This is a genomic window from Corynebacterium freneyi, assembly GCF_030408835.1.
GTDB lineage: Bacteria > Actinomycetota > Actinomycetes > Mycobacteriales > Mycobacteriaceae > Corynebacterium > Corynebacterium freneyi.
Genome location: NZ_CP047357.1, coordinates 1,318,796 through 1,336,025, shown reverse-complemented (window position 1 = coordinate 1,336,025; position 17,230 = coordinate 1,318,796). Strand labels below are relative to the sequence as shown.

Sequence of the window (17,230 nt, the reverse complement as noted above, 5' to 3'; positions counted from 1 at the left end):
CCCCTCCACGGCCCACCACTGTACACGTCGACGAACCCCGTACGAGTTGCCTCGCACGGGGTTCGTCGGGTGGATCGTCGGAAAGCACGGCGCTTCACGCCCCCCCCTAGGCCATGCCCTCCGTCGGCTCTGCGTCGACGACGTTCGCGTCATCGGTCGGGGCTTCGGCGGGGTCGGCGCCGCGGATCATCCAGATGATGGTCTCCAGCTCCTCCGGCTTGACCAGCACCTCGCGGGCCTTCGAGCCCTCCGAGGGGCCGACGACGCCTCGGGTCTCCATGAGGTCCATGAGGCGGCCGGCCTTGGCGAAACCGATGCGCAGTTTGCGCTGCAGCATCGACGTCGAACCGAACTGGGAGGTGACCACCAGCTCGACGGCCTGCACGAGATCCTCGAGATCGTCGCCGATGTCCGGGTCGATGTTCTTGACGGCCTCGGCGGCCTTGTCCTCGGTGACGCCTTCGGTGTAGTCGGGCTCGGCCTGCACCTTGCACGCGTCGACGACGGCCTGGATCTCCTCGTCGGTGACGAACGCGCCCTGCAGTCGGCGCGGCTTGCCGGCGCCCTGCGGAATGAACAGCGCGTCGCCCATGCCGATGAGCTTTTCGGCGCCGCCCTGGTCGAGGATGACGCGGGAGTCGGTCAGCGACGAGGTGGCGAACGCCAGTCGCGACGGAACGTTGGTCTTGATCAACCCGGTGACCACGTCGACCGACGGGCGCTGGGTGGCCAGCACCAGGTGGATGCCGGCGGCGCGGGCCTTCTGGGTGATGCGGACGATGGCGTCTTCGATGTCGCGCGGCGCGGTCATCATCAGGTCGGCGAGCTCGTCGACGACGCAGACGATGTACGGGTACGGGCGGTACTCGCGCTCGGAGCCCAGCGGCGCGGTGATCTCGCCGGACTTGACCTTGCGGTTGAAGTCCTTGATGTGGCGCACGCGGGCGGACTTCATGTCCATGTACCGCTGCTCCATCTCCTCGACGAGCCACTGCAGTGCGGCGGCGGCCTTCTTCGGCTGGGTGATGATCGGCGTGATCAGGTGCGGGATGCCCTCGTAGGGGGTGAGTTCGACCATCTTCGGATCGACGAGGATCAGGCGCACCTCCTCCGGCGTCGCGCGGGTGAGCAGCGACACCAGCATCGAGTTGACGAACGCCGACTTGCCGGAGCCGGTGGAGCCGGCGACGAGCAGGTGCGGCATCTTCTGGATCGAGTGGCTGATGAACTCGCCTTCGATGTCCTTGCCCAGGCCGATGAGCATGGCGTCGTCGTTGGCCAGCGTCTTCGGTGCTTCGAGGACGTCGGCCAGGCGGACCATTTCGCGGTCGTTGTTGGGCACCTCGATGCCGACGGCGGACTTGCCCGGGATCGGCGTGAGCAGTCGCACGTTGTCGGTGGCGACGGCGTAGGCGATGTTGGACTGCAGGTTGGTGATCTTGGAGACCTTCACGCCGGGGCCGAGCTCGATTTCGTAGCGCGTGACCGTCGGGCCTCGGGAGAACCCGGTGACCTGCGCGTCGACGTTGAATTCGGAGAAGACCTCGGTGATGGCCTCGATCATCCGGTCGTTGGTGGCCGTGCGCGTCTTGGGCGGCTCGCCGGCGATGAGCAGGTCGGTGGACGGCAGGCGGTATCCGTCGGCGACGGCGGGCCGCGCGGGGGCGACGTCGGTCTTCGGTTCGGTTTCGGACTTCGGGGTCGTCGCGGGGATCGCGGAGGCGTCGATGCCCGATCGCGCCGCGATGGCGTCCATCTGGCGGCGGGTCGCCTCGGAGACGGCGTCCTTCCCCGGCGTGCGGTCGGGGGTCGCCGGCTTTTCCCGCTTTACGACGGCGACGTCCTCGGTGTCCGCCGCGGGCATGACGGTGGTGTGGTTGGCGTCGGCGTCGTCCGAGTCTGCGGTGAGGTCCGAATCGACGGTGGTGTCCGAGGTGTCCTCGGCTGCACGGCGCGGAGCATCGTCGACGACCGGCTGCGGCGCGGTGGGCGCCTCCACCACATCGTCGAGGCTCAGCTGACGGGTGCGGGAATCGTCGGCGTACTCGTCAACCGGGTAGGCGTCGGCGGGCGACGGACGACGCGTGGGCCGCGACGGCCGAGTCGGGGCGTCGTCGTCGAGCAGGTCGTAGAGGTTGTCCTCCACCGGGGCCTGATTGCGCCGGGTCGCGCGGGTCCGCTTCGGCGTCTGCGCACGACGGCGGGAGCGGCTCGACGACGCATCCAGATCGGCCGGTTCCGGGTGGGCGTCGTCACGCGAACCCGCATCGGGGCCGTCGTAGGCCTCGGCGCGCTCGTCGAGCATGCCGTCGACGCCGGCGTAGAGGTCATCGGGGTCCAGGTGATCAGCCTCGCCGACATGACGACGGCCCGTCCGGCCGGACCAGGCGCCCAGATTCAGGTACTCGCCGACGACGTCGACGAGCTGACGAACCGTCGTGCCGCTGAGCAGCAGCGCACCGTAGAAGATGACGCCGAACAACAGGATCACGGCCACCCACGGAGTGAAGCCCGCGGCCAACGGCGTGCCGATGTACCCGCCGATCGCGCCACCGGCGGCACGGCGGCCGTCCCAATCTTCCGGGCGGCCCGAGCCGATGTGCACGATCGACAACATGCCGCCGGCGATGAGCGCGACGCCGACGCTTGCCGCCGAAGAACGCTCGCGTGGCGGGATGGTGCCGAGCATCATCATGATCGCGACGATGCCCAGCACCACCGGAAGCACGTACGCGCCGACGCCGATGATCGTGCGGAACAGGGTCTCGATGACGTCGCCGACCGGGCCGGCCAGCGAGAACCACGTTGCCCCGGCGAGAACGATGGCCAGGGCGAGGACGAGGAGGGCGGCGCCATCGCGCGATCCCCGCGCGGCCGAATCCTCCGGCGGCAGATCCGCGTAATCGTGCGCGTAGGCCTGGTCCCGGTCATGGTCCCGAGAGTCGGCCGGGGTGGTCACGTCGTCGTAGCCGTCGGCCTTCTTTCGACGCTTCGGACGGGAATCAACTTTTTCGACTTGACCGCCCCCATCGACGTCTCCGCCGGAGGCGCCCCGCCGACGACCCTTCACTGGTGCATCATCCGACGTGCGGACCTCCACCGCATCTCGCTTCGAGCTCCCGCTGCGGCCGCCGATCTTGCGGGCCAGCCCAGCCACGCCGCGGGCGGTCTGCTCCCACGCGCCGGACAAACCGCTGCCGACGGCGCGGTAGGCGCTGCCGGTGCGTTCGAATCCATCGTCGTACCCGTCGCCCATGCGGCGGGTGGCGTCACGGGCGGTCCGGGAATCCGCGGGCCTGCGAGCCGGACCGCGCGAGGTGGGGCGCGTCCGGGGGCTGCGGGTGCGACTGGTGGTTGACATGGGCACCACCTTAGTCGCTTTTCGTCCCTATTTTCACATTAGTCACACGCGTGTCAGTCGGGACGCCCGCCGACCACTCCCCTGCCCCACGTCACGCGGCCGCTCGCGTCAGATCGACAGACGCACGACACCCGACTCATCGCCGTCGACGCTCACCCGGGCCTCATCGCGGCCGAACAGCCACAGCACCAACTCACCCGGGTCCCCCTTCACCGTCACCGTCGGAGCACCGGTGGCCGCACGATCCACCGGCGTCGTCGCCGCCCCGTCATCCCGCACGAGCACCACCGTCGACGTCGAATCCCGCAGCATCCGCCGCGACATCGTCGACGCGATGCGCCACAGATCCCTGCGCCCCGACGGCGACAACTCCCGCGGCCGCCACCGCTCGCGCACACGCCGCACGTCCTCGTGATGCACGAAATTCTCCGCCGCATTGACCAGCTGATCCGCCCACCGCATCGGGTTCCACACCGGCGCCCCCTCCGCCCACGTGTCCACCAACTCATCGAACGGCTTGGCCTCGTATTCGGCCGTCACCTTCTCCAGCCGCTCCCGCAACGCCGGCACGAACATCCCGCCCGCCGCATCGGGCCGATTCTCGCGGACCACCAGGTGCACCGCCAGATCCCGCGTAGTCCACCCCTCGCACAACGTCGGAGCATCCGGGCCCACCTCCCGGAGCAAATCCGCCAACTGCCGTCGTTCGTCCTGCGCGAAAGTCATGGCCGCCAGTGTACGGGCCCGACCGGATCACCCGCCGGACACGACTACGCCCCTTTCGGCCACAAGGCCGAAAGGGGCGTCGTCAAGCACGAACCGACCGGGACGCGCGGCTGCCGGAAAGCTACAGACTCTCGCGGCTGCCGTCGACGTCCTCGTCGGAGACCGCGTCGACGGACTCGGAGGACATCGGCACGATGGTCGGGACGATCATCGGGCTGCGGCGGTACTTCTGGTTGATCATCTTCTCCGCCCGGCGGCGCACCTCCTGCGCCATGCGGTACGGGTTGTTCTCGCCCGAACCGGCCAGGTCGTACATGGTCTCGTCGACCAGCGACTCGACCTCCGCCAGGACCTCCTTGACGTCGTCGGAGAAACCGCGGGCCTGCGCGCGCGGCTTCTCCAGCGGACGACCCGTGCGGTTGTCGATGACCGACGTCACCGTGATCAGGCCGCCCTCGCGCATCTCGGCGCGATCGGCCAGCACGTCGGCGTCGACGTCGCCCATGGACGTGCCGTCGACGTAGAGCTGACCGACCGGCACCTGACCCACCACGCGCGCACGGCCGTCGACCAGATCCACGACGACGCCGTTCTGCGCCAGGACCACGTTCTCGGCGGGCACGCCCGTCGAAATGGCCAGCTCCTTGTTGGCGCGCAGGTGACGCCACTCGCCGTGCACCGGCATCGCGTTGGACGGACGCACCGCGTTGTACAGGAACAGCAACTCGCCGGCGTAACCGTGGCCGGAGGTGTGGATGTTCGCGTCGCGGCCGGTGACGACCTTCGCGCCGATCTGGGCCAGCATGTTCAGGACGCCGAAGACGGCCTCCTCGTTGCCCGGCACCAGCGACGACGACATGATGATCAGGTCGCCGTCGCGGACGGTGATCTGACGATGCTCGCGGCGGGCCATGCGGCTCAGCGCCGCCATCGGTTCACCCTGCGTACCCGTGGTGACCAGCACGACCTTGTGCGGCGCCATGCGGGACGCCTCGTTCATGTCGACGATCGTGCCGCGCGGGGCGGTGAGCAGGCCGAGCTCCTCGGCGATGCGCATGTTGCGGATCATCGACCGGCCGTTGAACGCCACCTTGCGGTTGGCGGCGACGGCGGCGTCGATGACGGCCTGCACGCGGTACACGTTCGACGCGAAGGTGGCGAAGATGACGCGCTGCTTGGCCTCCATCACCAGGCGACGCAGCGTCGGGATGATGTCCGACTCGGAGCCGGACACCCCCGGCGTGGTCGCGTTGGTGGAGTCGCACAGGAACAGGTCGACGCCCTCGTCGCCCAGGCGGCTCAGGGCCGGCAGGTCGGTCGGACGCTTGTCCGGCGGGGTCTGGTCGAGCTTGATGTCGCCGGTGTGGACCACCAGGCCGGCGCCGGTCTTGATGGCCACGCCGAGGCACTCCGGGATGGAGTGGTTGACGGCGAAGAACCGCAGGTCGAACGGGCCGCGCTGCTGACGGTCGTGCTCGTTGACCTCGATGGTCTTCGGGCGGATGCGGTGCTCCTGCAGCTTCGCCTGGATCAGCGCCAGGGTGAAGCGCGAGGCGATGATCGGGATGTCGCCGCGCTGCTTGAGCATCCACGGGATTGCGCCGATGTGGTCTTCGTGGCCGTGCGTGACGACGAGCGCCTCGACGCGATCCCACTTGCCCTCCATGTAGGAGAAGTCCGGGAGGATCAGGTCGACGCCCGGCTCGTCGGAGCTCGGGAAGAGAACGCCGCAGTCGACGATGAGCAGACGGCCCTTGTATTCGAAGACCGTCATGTTGCGGCCGATCTCCGAGATGCCGCCGAGGGCGACGATGCGAAGGCCGTCCTTCGGGGCCTTCGGCGGCTCCGGCAGGCGCTGGGTCAGGTCCGCGCCCTGCATGGACTGCACGACGTTGCGGCGGTTGCGCTGGCCACGGCCACCGCCCTTGCCGCCGTTGTTGTTCTGGCCCTGGTTCTGACCGCCGCGACCACCGCGGCCGCCACGGCCACCACGGCCGCCGCGACCACCGCGGTTGCCACGGTTGGAGCCGCCGGAGCGACCCTGGTTCTGGCCCTGATTCTGGTTCTGGCCGGAATCACGGTCCTGCGGGGACTCGTTCTTCTGCGCGGACTCGTTCTTTTGCTCGGCGCCGTCGTTCTTCGGCGTCTGGGCCTCGGCGCGGGCGATTTCCTTCTCCTGCGGGGGTCCGGCCTTGCGGACGACCTTGCGGGGGCGGCTGCGATTCTCGCTCACTTAGAGGACACCGGCCTCTCGCAGGTCGGCGGCGAGCAGATCGAGCTGCTCCGGGGTCGGGGGAATCTGAGGCATACGGGGGTCTCCTGTCTGAATGCCCTGCAGCTGCAGCGCTGCCTTGGCGAAGCTCACCCCGCCCAGGCGGCCCTGGGCGCGGAAAAGCGGGGTCATGGAAGCATGGGTCTCGCGGGCGGCATCGAGCTGACCGGCGTCGAACTGGTCGCGCAGGTCGGCGAGCTTGCGGGGCGCGGCGTGGCCGACGACGGAGATGAAGCCGGTGGCGCCGATCGACAGCCACGGCAGATTCACCACGTCGTCGCCGGAGTACCAGGCCAGGCCCGTGTTGGCGATGATGTGCGCGGCGGAGCCGAGGTCGCCCTTGGCGTCCTTGACCGCGGTGATGCGGGGGTGCTCCGCGAGACGGAAAATAGTGTCCGTTTCAATCGGAATGACCGAGCGCGGCGGGATGTCGTACAGGCAGACCTCCAGGTCCGTCGCGTCGGCGACGGCCGTGAAGTGCCGGTAGATGCCCTCCTGGCTCGGCTTCGAGTAATACGGCGTAACCACCAGCAGGGAGTCCGCGCCCGCCTCGGCGGAGGCCTTGGCGAGTTCGATGGACTCCGTCGTGTCGTTGGTCCCGGCGCCGGCGACCAGCTTCACCGAGTCGCCGAGCTCGGCGCGCACGGCGCGCAGCAGCTCGATCTTCTCGGCGGTGGTCGTCGTCGGGGACTCGCCGGTCGTGCCGGCGAGGATGAGCGAATCGCAACCGTTGTCGGTCAGGTGACCGGCCAGTCGCACGCCTGCATCGACGTCCAGGGCGCCATCAGCGTCAAACGGTGTCACCATGGCGACGGCGACGGTGCCGAAGGCATCGACGCCTCGGTTCGAAGCGAATCCAGTGGTCATTGTTGAGAGGCTACCTGTTCTATGTCGCTGTGCCGGGCATTGCCCCGGCTTATCCTTCAAATGCGTACGGGCTCGACGCGACGACGGAGCCGTCGCGGAGGCGGCTGACCTCGAAATCGCCGAACGCCGTCGGCGCGACCGCCTGCAGTTCGCGCAGGCACGCCACCGCCAGTGCCCGGATTTCCGAATCCGCGTGTTCCGTGGCCCGCATTCCGATGAAATGCCGCCACGAACGGTAGTTACCGGTGACCACGATACGTGTTTCGGTGGCGTTGGGCAGGACGGCCCGCGCCGCCTGGCGCGCCTGTTTGCGGCGCAGCAGCGCGTTGGGTTCCTCGGCCCACTTCTCCTCGAGCGCGTCGAGCAGTTCCTGGTAGGCGAAGCGCGACTGGTCGACGACCGCCTCGAACAGCCGGACCAGTTCGGGGTCTTCGGCGATGGCGGCCGGCGCGACGACGCGGTTGGCGGTGTCGGGAACGAACCGCTGGGACAGCTGCGAGAAGGAGAAGTGGCGGTGGCGGATCAGTTCCTGCGAGCAGGACCGGGACAGGCCGCGGACGTAGATCGACGCCGACGCGTGTTCGAAGAGGCTGGTGTGGCCGACTTCGAGGACGTGCCGGAGGTATCCCTCGTTGGTCGCGGTGCGCGGGTTGGGTTTGTCCCAGGTTTCGTAGCAGGCGCGGCCGGCGAATTCGATGAGGGCTTCACCGCCGTCGGCGTCGGTGTCCCAGTCGATGTCGGCGGGCGTGGTGAACTGCGTCGAGGCGATGAGCTGTGCGCTCAGTCCCACGATCTCGGACATGGTTTTTCCTCTTGCCGGCCGATTACAGGCCCAGGTAGGACTCGAGGCCGACGGTCAGGCCCTCGTGGTCGGCGATCTTGCGCACGCCGACGAGCACGCCCGGCACGAAGGACGTCCGCGAGTAGGAGTCCTGCTTGATGGTCAGGGACTGGCCTTCGGTTCCGAAGATGACGGTTTCGTGGGCCACCGCGCCGGTCATGCGCACCGCGTGGACGGGCACGCCTTCGACGTCGGCGCCGCGGGATCCTTCGAGGGACTGCTCGGTGGCGTCGGGCTGGGCCGACATTCCCGCCTCACGACGAGCCCGCGCGATGCCTTCGGCGGTGTGGATGGCGGTGCCCGACGGGGAGTCCTTCTTGTGCGGGTGATGCATCTCGATGACTTCGGCCGACTCGAAGTACGGGGCGGCGATCTCGGAGAAGCGCATGGTGAGCACGGCGGAGATGGCGAAGTTCGGGGCGATGAGCACGTTGGACTTGCGGCCTTCGGCGCCGGCGTCGATCCAGGCGCGGACCTGGTCAAGGCGTTCCGGGGTGAAGCCGGTCGTGCCGACGACGGCGTGGATGCCGTTGGCCAGGCAGTACTCGAGGTTGCCCATCACGGCGTCGGGCTGAGTGAAGTCGACGATGACCTCGGCGCCGGCTTCGCTCAGCGTCGCCAGGTCGTCGCCGAAGTCCAGCGCGGCGACCAGGTCGAGGTCGTCGGCCGCTTCCACGGCCTCGCAGATGGTGGATCCGACCTTGCCCTTGGCGCCGAGCACGCCGACCTTGATGTTGCCCATGTTCTCCTGGCTCTCCCCTCGCGGCGGGCCCGTCCGGGCGCGCCTTTTCTGCTGTTTTGGTCTGCTGTTTCGGATTGCTGTCGCGGATTCGATTGTCGTGGATTGAATTATCGCGAAAACGGGTGCGGCGACGTCGCCGCCGCCGCGTTCCGTGTCCCCACCTTAGGCGGAGGGCAGTCGACTTCGTGCCGACCCGCCGTTTCACGGCGTCGAACGAGGACGACTGGCACGGCTGATGAGATAAGCGTATATTCATCGGATTTGGTGCGGGTGCACTTAGTTGCGTGCTCCCGCCACAGTCGTGCACCGGTCTTCGATCGCGAACACCATTCGGGTCGAGTCCCCTTCACGCCGAATCCATCCCACCGTCCAGCGTCCCGGCATACCGGGGAAAGGAGTGGCGCATGTCCAGCGCCGAGTCCGCCCACGACGGCGGTTCGAAGCCGAACGACGAACGGATGGAGACCCCGTCGGGCCGGAGCCCGTACCTGGCCATCTACGTCCTCCTGGCCGCCGCGTTCATCGCGATCCTCAACGAGACCGTCATGAGCGTCGCCATCCCCGTCATCAAGGCCGACCTCGACATCACCGCGACCCTGGCCCAGTGGGTCACCACGGCGTTTCTGCTGACGATGGCCGTGGTCATCCCCGTCACCGGTTTCCTCATCTCGAAGTTGACGTTGCGGCAGCTGTTCGTCGTGTCCGAGGGGCTGTTCGTGGCGGGCACGGTGATCGGTGCGTTGGCCCCGAACTTCACCGTCGTCATCGTCGGCCGCGTCATCCAGGCCGCGGGCACCGCGGTGCTGCTGCCGTTGCTGATGACCACGGTGCTGCGCCTGGTTCCCGAGCAGAACCGCGGCACGATGATGGGCAATCTGTCGATCGTCATCGCCGTCGCCCCGGCCATCGGCCCGACGGTGTCCGGTTTCATCCTGAAGTTGGCCGGCAACAACTGGCACATGCTGTTCTGGACGATGCTGCCCATCGGCGCCGCGGCGCTGATCGTCGGCACGGTTCTGCTCCCCTCCTTCGGCGAACGCTCCGACAAGCGCATCGACGTGATCTCGGTGCTGTTGTCGGCGGTCGGTTTCGGCGTGACCGTCTACGGCCTGTCCCTGGTGGGCACCGACGCCGGCGCGGCGCTGTGGATCTCCCTGGCCGTGGGCCTGACGTCGCTGGTCCTGTTCGGCCTGCGCCAGTTCCGTCTGGCCCGGACGGACTCGGCGCTGCTGGATCTGCGGGTGTTCCGCACGAAGAGCTTCTCCATTTCCACGGCCATCCTGTCGCTCGGCATGGTGGCCATGTTCGGCGTGATCATCATCCTCCCGCTGTACCTGGCCCTGCGCGGCGTCGAGGTGCTGACCATCGGCCTGATGCTCATGCCGGGACCGCTGGTGATGGGCCTGATGGGCCCGTTCGTCGGCCGCCTGTACGACAAGTACGGACCGCGTCCGCTGGTGCCCCCGGGAGCCGTGATGGTGACGCTGGGCATCCTGGGCCTGGCGCTCATCGGTTTGCACACGCCGCTGTGGTGGATCATCGCCGCCCACATCGTGTTGGAAATCGGCCTGGGCCTGCTGTTCACCCCGCTGTTCACCTGGGGCCTGAGCGATCTTCCGCAGAATCTCTATCCGGATGGTTCCGCGGTGGTCAACACCCTGCAGCAGGTTTTCGGCGCGGTCGGCACCGCCGCGTTCGTGGCCATCGCCGCCGCGGCCACCGCGACGATGACGTCGTCGACCACTCCGACCATCGCCGAGACCATCGGCGGCTACCGCATCGCCCTGTGGGTGGGCGTCGGCATCGGCGTGATCACCATCGCCCTGTCGACCCAGGTCAGGCGCACCCGCAAGCGCATCGAACTGGAATAGGCGCGCGCCCACCGGTTCACGCGCCCAGGGCCCGCACGCCGGCCACCCTGGTCTGCCCGAGGTCGGCGTCGTGTCCGGCGGCGCACCCGTGCCTGAACGCGTCGCCGTCGATCCGGGCCCTCGAGGTCGTGCGCCGCAGGTGCGGATACCTGCGGCGCATTTCGTCGTTGGCCCGCTGCGCATCATCCCTGAGCACCAGCATGGCGTTCGTCCCACCGCCCCCATCTGCCTCGCCGTCCCCGGGAGCCTCACTCGCCCGGGTCGCCGCGCGGTGTTCCATGACCGCGAGTCGATCTCCGACAACCGTGGTGAATCCGATCATGTACGACCGCCGCCACTGCGCCGTCGCCGCCGCACTACCCGCCCGCAACCGCGCGGCACCGGCCAACATGTGCGGGCACAGCACCGAGAACAGCAGTTGGACGCGCTCGACGTGCCTGACCGCGCCGATGAGCGTCCCCCGATCGGCGCTGCGACCGATCCCGCGGCCGCCGGCCCACAGCACGACCTCGCAGTGCAGCGCCTTGGCCAGGGCATGGAGCAGTCCGACCTGCTGGCGCTGATACGCCCCGGACATGTCCAGCTCCACGACCTTCATCTCCGCTCCAGCATCCGCCGGGTCACCCAGCTTCTCCGGATCCAACCCGTACCGCACGATCAGTTCGAACGCCTTGTCGCGGAACACGTCGCCTTCCGGCGTGCCCTCCCGGTCCGCCGCCTGATTGAGCAGCTTGCGGACCTTGTCGCGGATGTCTCCCCGCATCGACCCCATCTGAACCTTCCCCCTTCGGCGCGGACCTCGGCCCGCCCCATCACGTGCGCCCCGACCACCGGGCATCGCACTCGTTTTCGATTCATCCGCGATGCTACGGCATCGAACACGTCTTCGCACGGCGAAAAGCCCGGCCGCCCCGAATCGAGGTGGCCGGGCCATTTTTCACCCGCACTCGGCGGCCCCGCCGGTCAGCGTTTCACGCGATCATGCGATCTTTTCCGCGCCGTCGGACGGCACCGCCACGAGGAACTCCGGGGGCCGGAAACCCGCATCGGAGAATGCCCCGGCGATGGCGTCGGCCACCGGCCGCACCTGCGCGGCGTCGACCAGGGCGATGGCGCTGCCGCCGAATCCGCCGCCGGTCATGCGCGCTCCGACCGCCCCGTGCTCCATCGCGGTGTCCACGGCCAGGTCCAGCTCGGGGCAGGTTACCTCGTAGTCGTCGCGCAGCGAGGCGTGGCTGGCGCACATCGACTCGCCGAACGAGGCCATGTCACCCGCCTTGAGCTGCTCGATCGCGGTCGCGGTGCGCTCGATTTCGGATACGACGTGTCGCACGCGCTTGACGACGACGCGTTCCCATTCCCGTGCATCCGCACCATTGGGCACGTTCTTCCGCGCCCACTCGGCGGCTGCGGTCTCCGCGTCGTCGACGTCGCGAAGCGATGCCGCTCCCAGCCCCTCGGTCACCGCGTCGATGACGCCGCGACGCGAGGCATACTGGCCGTCGGCCAGGAAGTGCGGCGCCTTGGTGTCGATGACGAGAATGGCCAGGTCATGCGCGGGCAAATCGCAGGGCACCTGCACCGCGGAATCGTCGGCGTAGTCGATGGCCAGGGCGTTGCCGGCCTGCCCGAACAGCGAAATCCGCTGATCCAGGCCACCGGTGGACGCGCCGACGACGTCGTTTTCGGCGCTGATGCACGCGGCCACCAACGCGGCGCGCACCTCGGAGCCCTTCTCTTCGCCCGGGGCGCCGATGGGTCCGACGGTCAGCTCGTACGCCGCCAACGCCGCCGAGCATTCCAGCGCGGCCGAGCTGGACAGCCCGCCGCCGATCGGCACATCCGAGGTCACGGCGATGTCGAAGCCGCCGAGATCCTTCGGCAACAGTCCGGCCTGCTGCTGCGCCCAGATCGCGCCGACCACGTACCCGGTCCAGTTCTTCGGCTTTCCGGGGCCGACCTCGTCGACGCCGACCTCCACGATCTGCGGGTCGTCCCCGCCCATCGAGGACACGAGGCGGTACCGGCCATCGTCGCGCGGCGCCACGGCCACCCACGTGCGCTGCGACAGCGCGAAGGGCAGGCAGATGCCGCCGGCGTAATCGACGTGCTCGCCGATGAGGTTCACCCGGCCGGGCGCGGCCCACACTCCCGCGGGAGCAGTGCCGAAAGCCCTGGTAAACAGGGCGGTCGCATCGGCGGCGCCGGTGGCATCGTCACGCGTCGGCGACCACCGCGCCCCGCCGATCTCGCGGAACCGGTCCGCGATGCGCTCCGGCGTCGTGTCGGAAATCCAGGCGCCCTGGCCCGACTCCGATCCGGCCAGGAACTTCATGCGCCCCGGAGATCGCATCATCGAGTACAGCTGCAGATGCAGACGACCGTGCTCCCGGTCCTCCCCCACCGGCGCCTGATTCCACGACGCGATGTACGGCGTGCGTTCGACGCCCTCGAAGAACCGGTCCATGCGACCGAGCAGGTCAAGATACATGCGGGTCAGCTCGTCCTTCTCGACGTCGGTGAGCGCCGCGAAATCCGGCACGTCCCGATTGGCCATGAGCATGACCTCCACCGGCCACTTCGCCGCGGCCGGCACGAAGGCGGTGAAATGCTCGCCTTCCGCCACGATCCTCCTGCCCGACCGCTTCTCGGCCGCCAGGACGTCGTCGAAAAGCGAACGACCCGTCTGCTCGCGATGCTTCTTGCTCTGGTCCGCGATCGCCGCGGCCCGCGCCGGCAGGTACGGGTAGGAGTAGATCTGCCCGTGCGGGTGTTGCAGGGTGACGCCGATCTCCTTGCCGCGATTCTCGAACGGGAACACCAGACGCACGCCATCGATCTCCGACAGTTCACGCGTGCGGTGCGCCCACGCCTCCACCACGGTGCGCGCACGGTGATACGGAAGATCGCGGAACGACGAGGTCACGTCCGGGGTGAAGCACACGACCTCGCACCGGGCCAGCGCCGGACGACGCGGGAACAGGCCCTCGCCGTCGACCTCGACCGCGAAATCCTCCGGCACCTCCATGTGCATCGACAACGACGGGAACCGATTCTCGAACACCACGACGTCGTAGTCGTCGGCCGGGATCTCCGTCGGCAACTCCCCCGGCTTCGTCGGCGCAAGCGGATTTTCGTTCGCCGGCGGCATGAACGTCCGGTTCATGCGGTGCGCGGCGTAGACGTTCCACTCGCCGGTGAGCGGATCGCGGCGCAGCTCGGACTCCGTCACCGCCTCCGGCAACCGACGCTCGTCGACGGTCTTGCGCGTGCGACGGCCCTCGACGTAATCGGGTTCGTCGTCGAAGTAAATGAGCTCGCGGCCGTCGGCAAGCGTCATCCGCGTGGTGGAAAAAGCATGGGCGGTCATGGCGCGCTACGCCTCCTTCGCGACATCGGCGGGGGTCTCGGGGTCGGCCGGCACGATGATCGGCCGCAGCTTCGCCCAGGTGAGGAACACCGCGGCGGCCAAGACGAGGGCCAACCCGGTCCAGGTGTTGTAGGAGGCGTCCTTCGGCAGGCCCGTGTCCGGGTTGATGCCCGGATCCAGCAGCAACGCCGACAGCAGCAGCACGATGCCGTAAATGCCCAGCAGCATGCCGATGATGTTTCGGACGTCGAAGGCACCGGCGGCCTTCTTCTCGGACGATGCGTTCTTCTCGGGTGTTGCGTTCATGTCGGTCACTCCTAGGCGAACACGATGTTGAGGACGATGACCATGGCCAGGCACAGGATGCCCAGCGGCACGGTGCGCTGGTACCACGGCAGCGCGGCTTCGTTGGCGTCGGTGAGGTTCTCCTTCGGGGTCACCGACTTCACGAATCCGACCAGCTCATGGTCCGGCTTCGGGGTGGTGACCAGGGAGACGACGATGGACAGCACGATGTCGACCACGAAGGCGACGGACGCGGCGACGAACGCGGTGCCCTGGCCCGGCAGGTTGAACACGGCGGCCTCCACGCCGGTGAAGGTGGAGATGTACCAGTAGACGATCGCCGACAGGGTACCCATGACCAGGCCCACCCAACCGGCGGTGGGCGTCATGCGCTTCCAGAACATGCCGAGGATGAAGGTGGCGAACAGCGGCGCGTTGAAGAAGCCGAACAGCGTCTGGAGGTAGTCCATGACGTTGCCGAAGTTGTTGGCGATCAGGGCGGTGAACACCGCGATGACGGCGGCGGCGACGGTGGCCCAGCGACCGAACTTCAGGTAGAAGTCGTCGTCGCGGTCCTTGATGAGGTACGCCTGGCAAATGTCGTAGCTGATCACCGTGTTGAACGCGGAGATGTTGGCGGCCATGCCGGCCATGAAGGCGGCGAGCAGGCCGGCGATGGCGACGCCGAGCAGGCCGTTGGGCAGCAGGTCGCGCATCAGGTACAGGATGGCGTCGTTCGGCGCGGCGGTCTGGTTCATGATCGGCGTGACCGTCGCGGCGGCGATCATGCCGGGGGCGACGACGATGAAGGGGACGAACATCTTCGGGAAGGCGCCGATGATGGGGGTCTTGCGGGCCGCGGACAGCGAGTCGGCGGCCATGGAGCGCTGGACTTCGACGAAGTTGGTGGTCCAGTAGCCGAAGGACAGCACGAAGCCGAGGCCGAAGGTCAGGCCGATGACGGAGACGACGGGGTTGTCGAAGCCGGAGATGTCGGTGCCGGGCCAGGTGTGGAAGTGCGATTCGGCGGCGATGGAGGCTTTGAGTCCGCTCCAGCCGCCGACGTTGTGCAGGCCGATGAGGGTCAGCGGCAGCAGGGCGGCGATGATGACGAAGAACTGCAGGACTTCGTTGTAGATCGCCGCGGACAGGCCGCCGAGGGTGATGTAGGACAGGACGATGACGGCGGCGACGATGAGGGTCACCCACAGGGGCCAGCCGAGCAGGGAGTTGACGACTTTCGCCAGCAGCAGCAGGTTGATGCCGGCGATGAGCAGCTGGGCGACGGCGAAGGAGATTGCGTTGACCAGGTGTGCGCCGGGGCCGAAGCGCCGCAGCATGAATTCGGGGACGGAGCGGACCTTCGAGCCGTAGTAGAAGGGCATCATGACGATGCCGAGGAAGACCATGGCGGGGATCGCGCCGATCCAGAAGTAGTGCATGGTCTGGAATCCGTATTGGACGCCGTTGGCGGACATGCCGACGATTTCGACGGCGCCGAGGTTGGCGGAGATGAACGCCAGGCCCGTCACCCACGCCGGCAGCGAGCGGCCGGAGAGGAAGAAGTCGATGGACGAGGACACCTTGGACCGGGCGGCCCAGCCGATGCCCAGAACGAATGCGAAGTAGAGGGCGACGAGCAGGTAATCGACCCAGCTCGCGTCCAGCCGGAGTGCGGCTTCAGCCTGAATCACGGCATTCTCCTGACTGTGTGGTGGTCGTGTGGTCGGGGGAAACGTTTGTTGGCGGCGTGTCGTGCGTCGGTCGTTGCTTTACGACGTCGATGTGGTCACGGCACGCAAGCCCATGGCCAGTTCGATCTTTTCGCCGGCGTCGATGCGGATGAGGTCGCGACCGGATCTCAGCGCGTCGGGTGGACAGGTCATGGGTTCGACCGCCACCGCGCGGCCGACGCGGGGGAATCCTTCGCGGCGGGCGGGGTCGGCGGTGAAGATCTGGAACCACCGGAAGTGGTCGTCGGCCCACAGTTCGACGCCGTGCCCGTCGGGGCCGATGAGGCGTGCGCGGGCGTCGGCGGCCGGTGAGTTGAAGCAGTGGTCGAGCCACAGGCCGGAGGTGGCGATGCCGTCGGACAGGCCGGGGACGACGGCGTCGGCGGGGATCATGGGACCGGCGGGCAGGTTGCGGGCGGGCTCGAGCGGGAGGTTGGCCTCGACGTCGACGGACAGGATGCAGTCGGCGACGTCCGCACCGGCGGCGCTGAGGTAGGGGTGGAAGCCGAAGCCGAAGGGGCAGGCGGTCTCGCCGCGGTTTTCGGCGGTGACGGCGGCGCGCAGGCCGTCGTCGGCGTCGACGCTCCAGCGCACCGTGAAGCGCATCGGCCATTGCCAGCCGGGCTGCGGGTCGACGTCAATGGCCAGGGTGACGTGGTCGTCGCCTGCTTCGACGAAGTTCCAGACGCGGTCGTCGACGAAACCGTGGATGGCGTTGGAGCGGCCGGGCTCCGTGATTTCCAGACGGTGGACGACGCCGTCGTGGATGAAAACGCCGTCGGCGACCCGGTTGGGCCACGGCGCCAGCATCGTCCCGGCGTTCAGGGGCGGGAATTCGCCGCGCGGGTAGTCGACCAGCAGAGGGCGGCCGTCGTATTCGAGCAAGCGGGGGCCGCCGCCGAAGGCGGAGATGTCGGCGCGGTACCGTCCCGCCGAAATCTCGATGAACGGATGCCCGTGACGCGGGCGCTTCGGCGTCCCTGCGCTTGCGGTGGTGGCCATCATGACGCTCCTGCGGCGAAATGCTTCGGGTGTGACCCCATTGACATCGACCATAGCACTGTAACGTCAGAACTGGTCATAACCGGAATGTCTATTCGGACACATCCGGGAGCGCTTGCTCGGTTCAGGCGACGTGTAATCCCACTTCCCCCACGCATCC

12 protein-coding genes are annotated in these 17,230 nt (G+C 68.2%); 1 reads left to right on the top strand and 11 read right to left on the bottom strand.

The genetic code is table 11. From position 1 onward, the window contains the following. Positions 1-106: 106 nt before the first annotated feature. The 6 genes from CFREN_RS06045 to dapB all read right to left on the bottom strand — a co-directional run bounded on the left by CFREN_RS06045 (position 107) and on the right by dapB (position 8,809). Positions 107-3,361, bottom strand: coding sequence for a DNA translocase FtsK (locus CFREN_RS06045; protein WP_209653150.1), 3,255 nt, complete (start codon positions 3,359-3,361; stop codon positions 107-109). Positions 3,362-3,469: 108 nt separating this feature from the next. Further along, complete coding sequence (locus CFREN_RS06040) at positions 3,470-4,087, bottom strand: TIGR03085 family metal-binding protein (protein WP_070519872.1); 618 nt, start codon at positions 4,085-4,087, stop codon at positions 3,470-3,472. A gap of 121 nt (positions 4,088-4,208) precedes the next feature. Then, on the bottom strand, positions 4,209-6,320 hold the full coding sequence (locus CFREN_RS06035; RefSeq protein WP_070519874.1) for a ribonuclease J: 2,112 nt from the start codon (positions 6,318-6,320) through the stop codon (positions 4,209-4,211). Continuing rightward, on the bottom strand, positions 6,321-7,226 hold the full coding sequence (dapA, locus tag CFREN_RS06030) for a 4-hydroxy-tetrahydrodipicolinate synthase (protein WP_070519875.1): 906 nt from the start codon (positions 7,224-7,226) through the stop codon (positions 6,321-6,323). It lies immediately after the preceding gene. A 49-nt stretch (positions 7,227-7,275) separates the two neighbouring features. Beyond that, positions 7,276-8,028 (bottom strand): FAD-dependent thymidylate synthase, encoded by a 753-nt coding sequence (thyX, locus tag CFREN_RS06025; RefSeq protein ID WP_209653152.1) that lies wholly within the window; start codon positions 8,026-8,028, stop codon positions 7,276-7,278. Positions 8,029-8,050: 22 nt separating this feature from the next. Next, positions 8,051-8,809 (bottom strand): 4-hydroxy-tetrahydrodipicolinate reductase, encoded by a 759-nt coding sequence (gene dapB / locus CFREN_RS06020; RefSeq protein ID WP_070519879.1) that lies wholly within the window; start codon positions 8,807-8,809, stop codon positions 8,051-8,053. 404 nt (positions 8,810-9,213) lie between these two features. Between dapB and CFREN_RS06015 the strand changes: the two genes are divergently transcribed. Further along, positions 9,214-10,680, top strand: coding sequence for an MDR family MFS transporter (locus tag CFREN_RS06015; RefSeq protein WP_083291232.1), 1,467 nt, complete (start codon positions 9,214-9,216; stop codon positions 10,678-10,680). 16 nt (positions 10,681-10,696) lie between these two features. On the opposite strand, the gene CFREN_RS06010 is transcribed toward CFREN_RS06015, so the two are convergent. From CFREN_RS06010 to CFREN_RS05985, 5 genes are all read right to left on the bottom strand, one after another. Next, the gene (locus CFREN_RS06010) at positions 10,697-11,443 is read right to left on the bottom strand and encodes a DUF2786 domain-containing protein (RefSeq protein ID WP_168161359.1); all 747 of its coding nucleotides are present in this window, start codon (positions 11,441-11,443) and stop codon (positions 10,697-10,699) included. Positions 11,444-11,659: 216 nt separating this feature from the next. Then, entirely contained in the window at positions 11,660-14,020 is a 2,361-nt protein-coding gene (gene galK, locus CFREN_RS12865) for a galactokinase (RefSeq protein WP_435384051.1), read from the bottom strand. 36 nt (positions 14,021-14,056) lie between these two features. After that, positions 14,057-14,356: a cell wall anchor protein gene (locus CFREN_RS05995; RefSeq protein ID WP_209653154.1), complete on the bottom strand. Its 300-nt coding sequence runs from the start codon at positions 14,354-14,356 to the stop codon at positions 14,057-14,059. An 11-nt stretch (positions 14,357-14,367) separates the two neighbouring features. After that, positions 14,368-16,029, bottom strand: coding sequence for a sodium:solute symporter family protein (locus tag CFREN_RS05990; RefSeq protein WP_209653156.1), 1,662 nt, complete (start codon positions 16,027-16,029; stop codon positions 14,368-14,370). Between the two features lie 78 nt (positions 16,030-16,107). Continuing rightward, complete coding sequence (locus CFREN_RS05985) at positions 16,108-17,070, bottom strand: aldose 1-epimerase family protein (RefSeq protein ID WP_209653158.1); 963 nt, start codon at positions 17,068-17,070, stop codon at positions 16,108-16,110. Between the last annotated feature and the right edge of the window lie 160 nt (positions 17,071-17,230).

What these genes read in the sequence shown, in the direction of transcription:
- thyX (WP_209653152.1), bottom strand. Translation starts at nt 8,028, where the DNA reads ATGTCCGAGATCGTGGGACTGAGCGCACAGCTCATCGCCTCGACGCAG.
- galK (WP_435384051.1), bottom strand. Translation starts at nt 14,020, where the DNA reads ATGACGCTTGCCGACGGCCGCGAGCTCATTTACTTCGACGACGAACCC.
- CFREN_RS06040 (WP_070519872.1), bottom strand. Translation starts at nt 4,087, where the DNA reads ATGACTTTCGCGCAGGACGAACGACGGCAGTTGGCGGATTTGCTCCGG.
- CFREN_RS05995 (WP_209653154.1), bottom strand. Translation starts at nt 14,356, where the DNA reads ATGAACGCAACACCCGAGAAGAACGCATCGTCCGAGAAGAAGGCCGCC.
- CFREN_RS06045 (WP_209653150.1), bottom strand. Translation starts at nt 3,361, where the DNA reads ATGTCAACCACCAGTCGCACCCGCAGCCCCCGGACGCGCCCCACCTCG.
- CFREN_RS06010 (WP_168161359.1), bottom strand. Translation starts at nt 11,443, where the DNA reads ATGCGGGGAGACATCCGCGACAAGGTCCGCAAGCTGCTCAATCAGGCG.
- CFREN_RS06015 (WP_083291232.1), top strand. Translation starts at nt 9,214, where the DNA reads ATGTCCAGCGCCGAGTCCGCCCACGACGGCGGTTCGAAGCCGAACGAC.
- dapA (WP_070519875.1), bottom strand. Translation starts at nt 7,226, where the DNA reads ATGACCACTGGATTCGCTTCGAACCGAGGCGTCGATGCCTTCGGCACC.
- dapB (WP_070519879.1), bottom strand. Translation starts at nt 8,809, where the DNA reads ATGGGCAACATCAAGGTCGGCGTGCTCGGCGCCAAGGGCAAGGTCGGA.
- CFREN_RS05985 (WP_209653158.1), bottom strand. Translation starts at nt 17,070, where the DNA reads ATGGCCACCACCGCAAGCGCAGGGACGCCGAAGCGCCCGCGTCACGGG.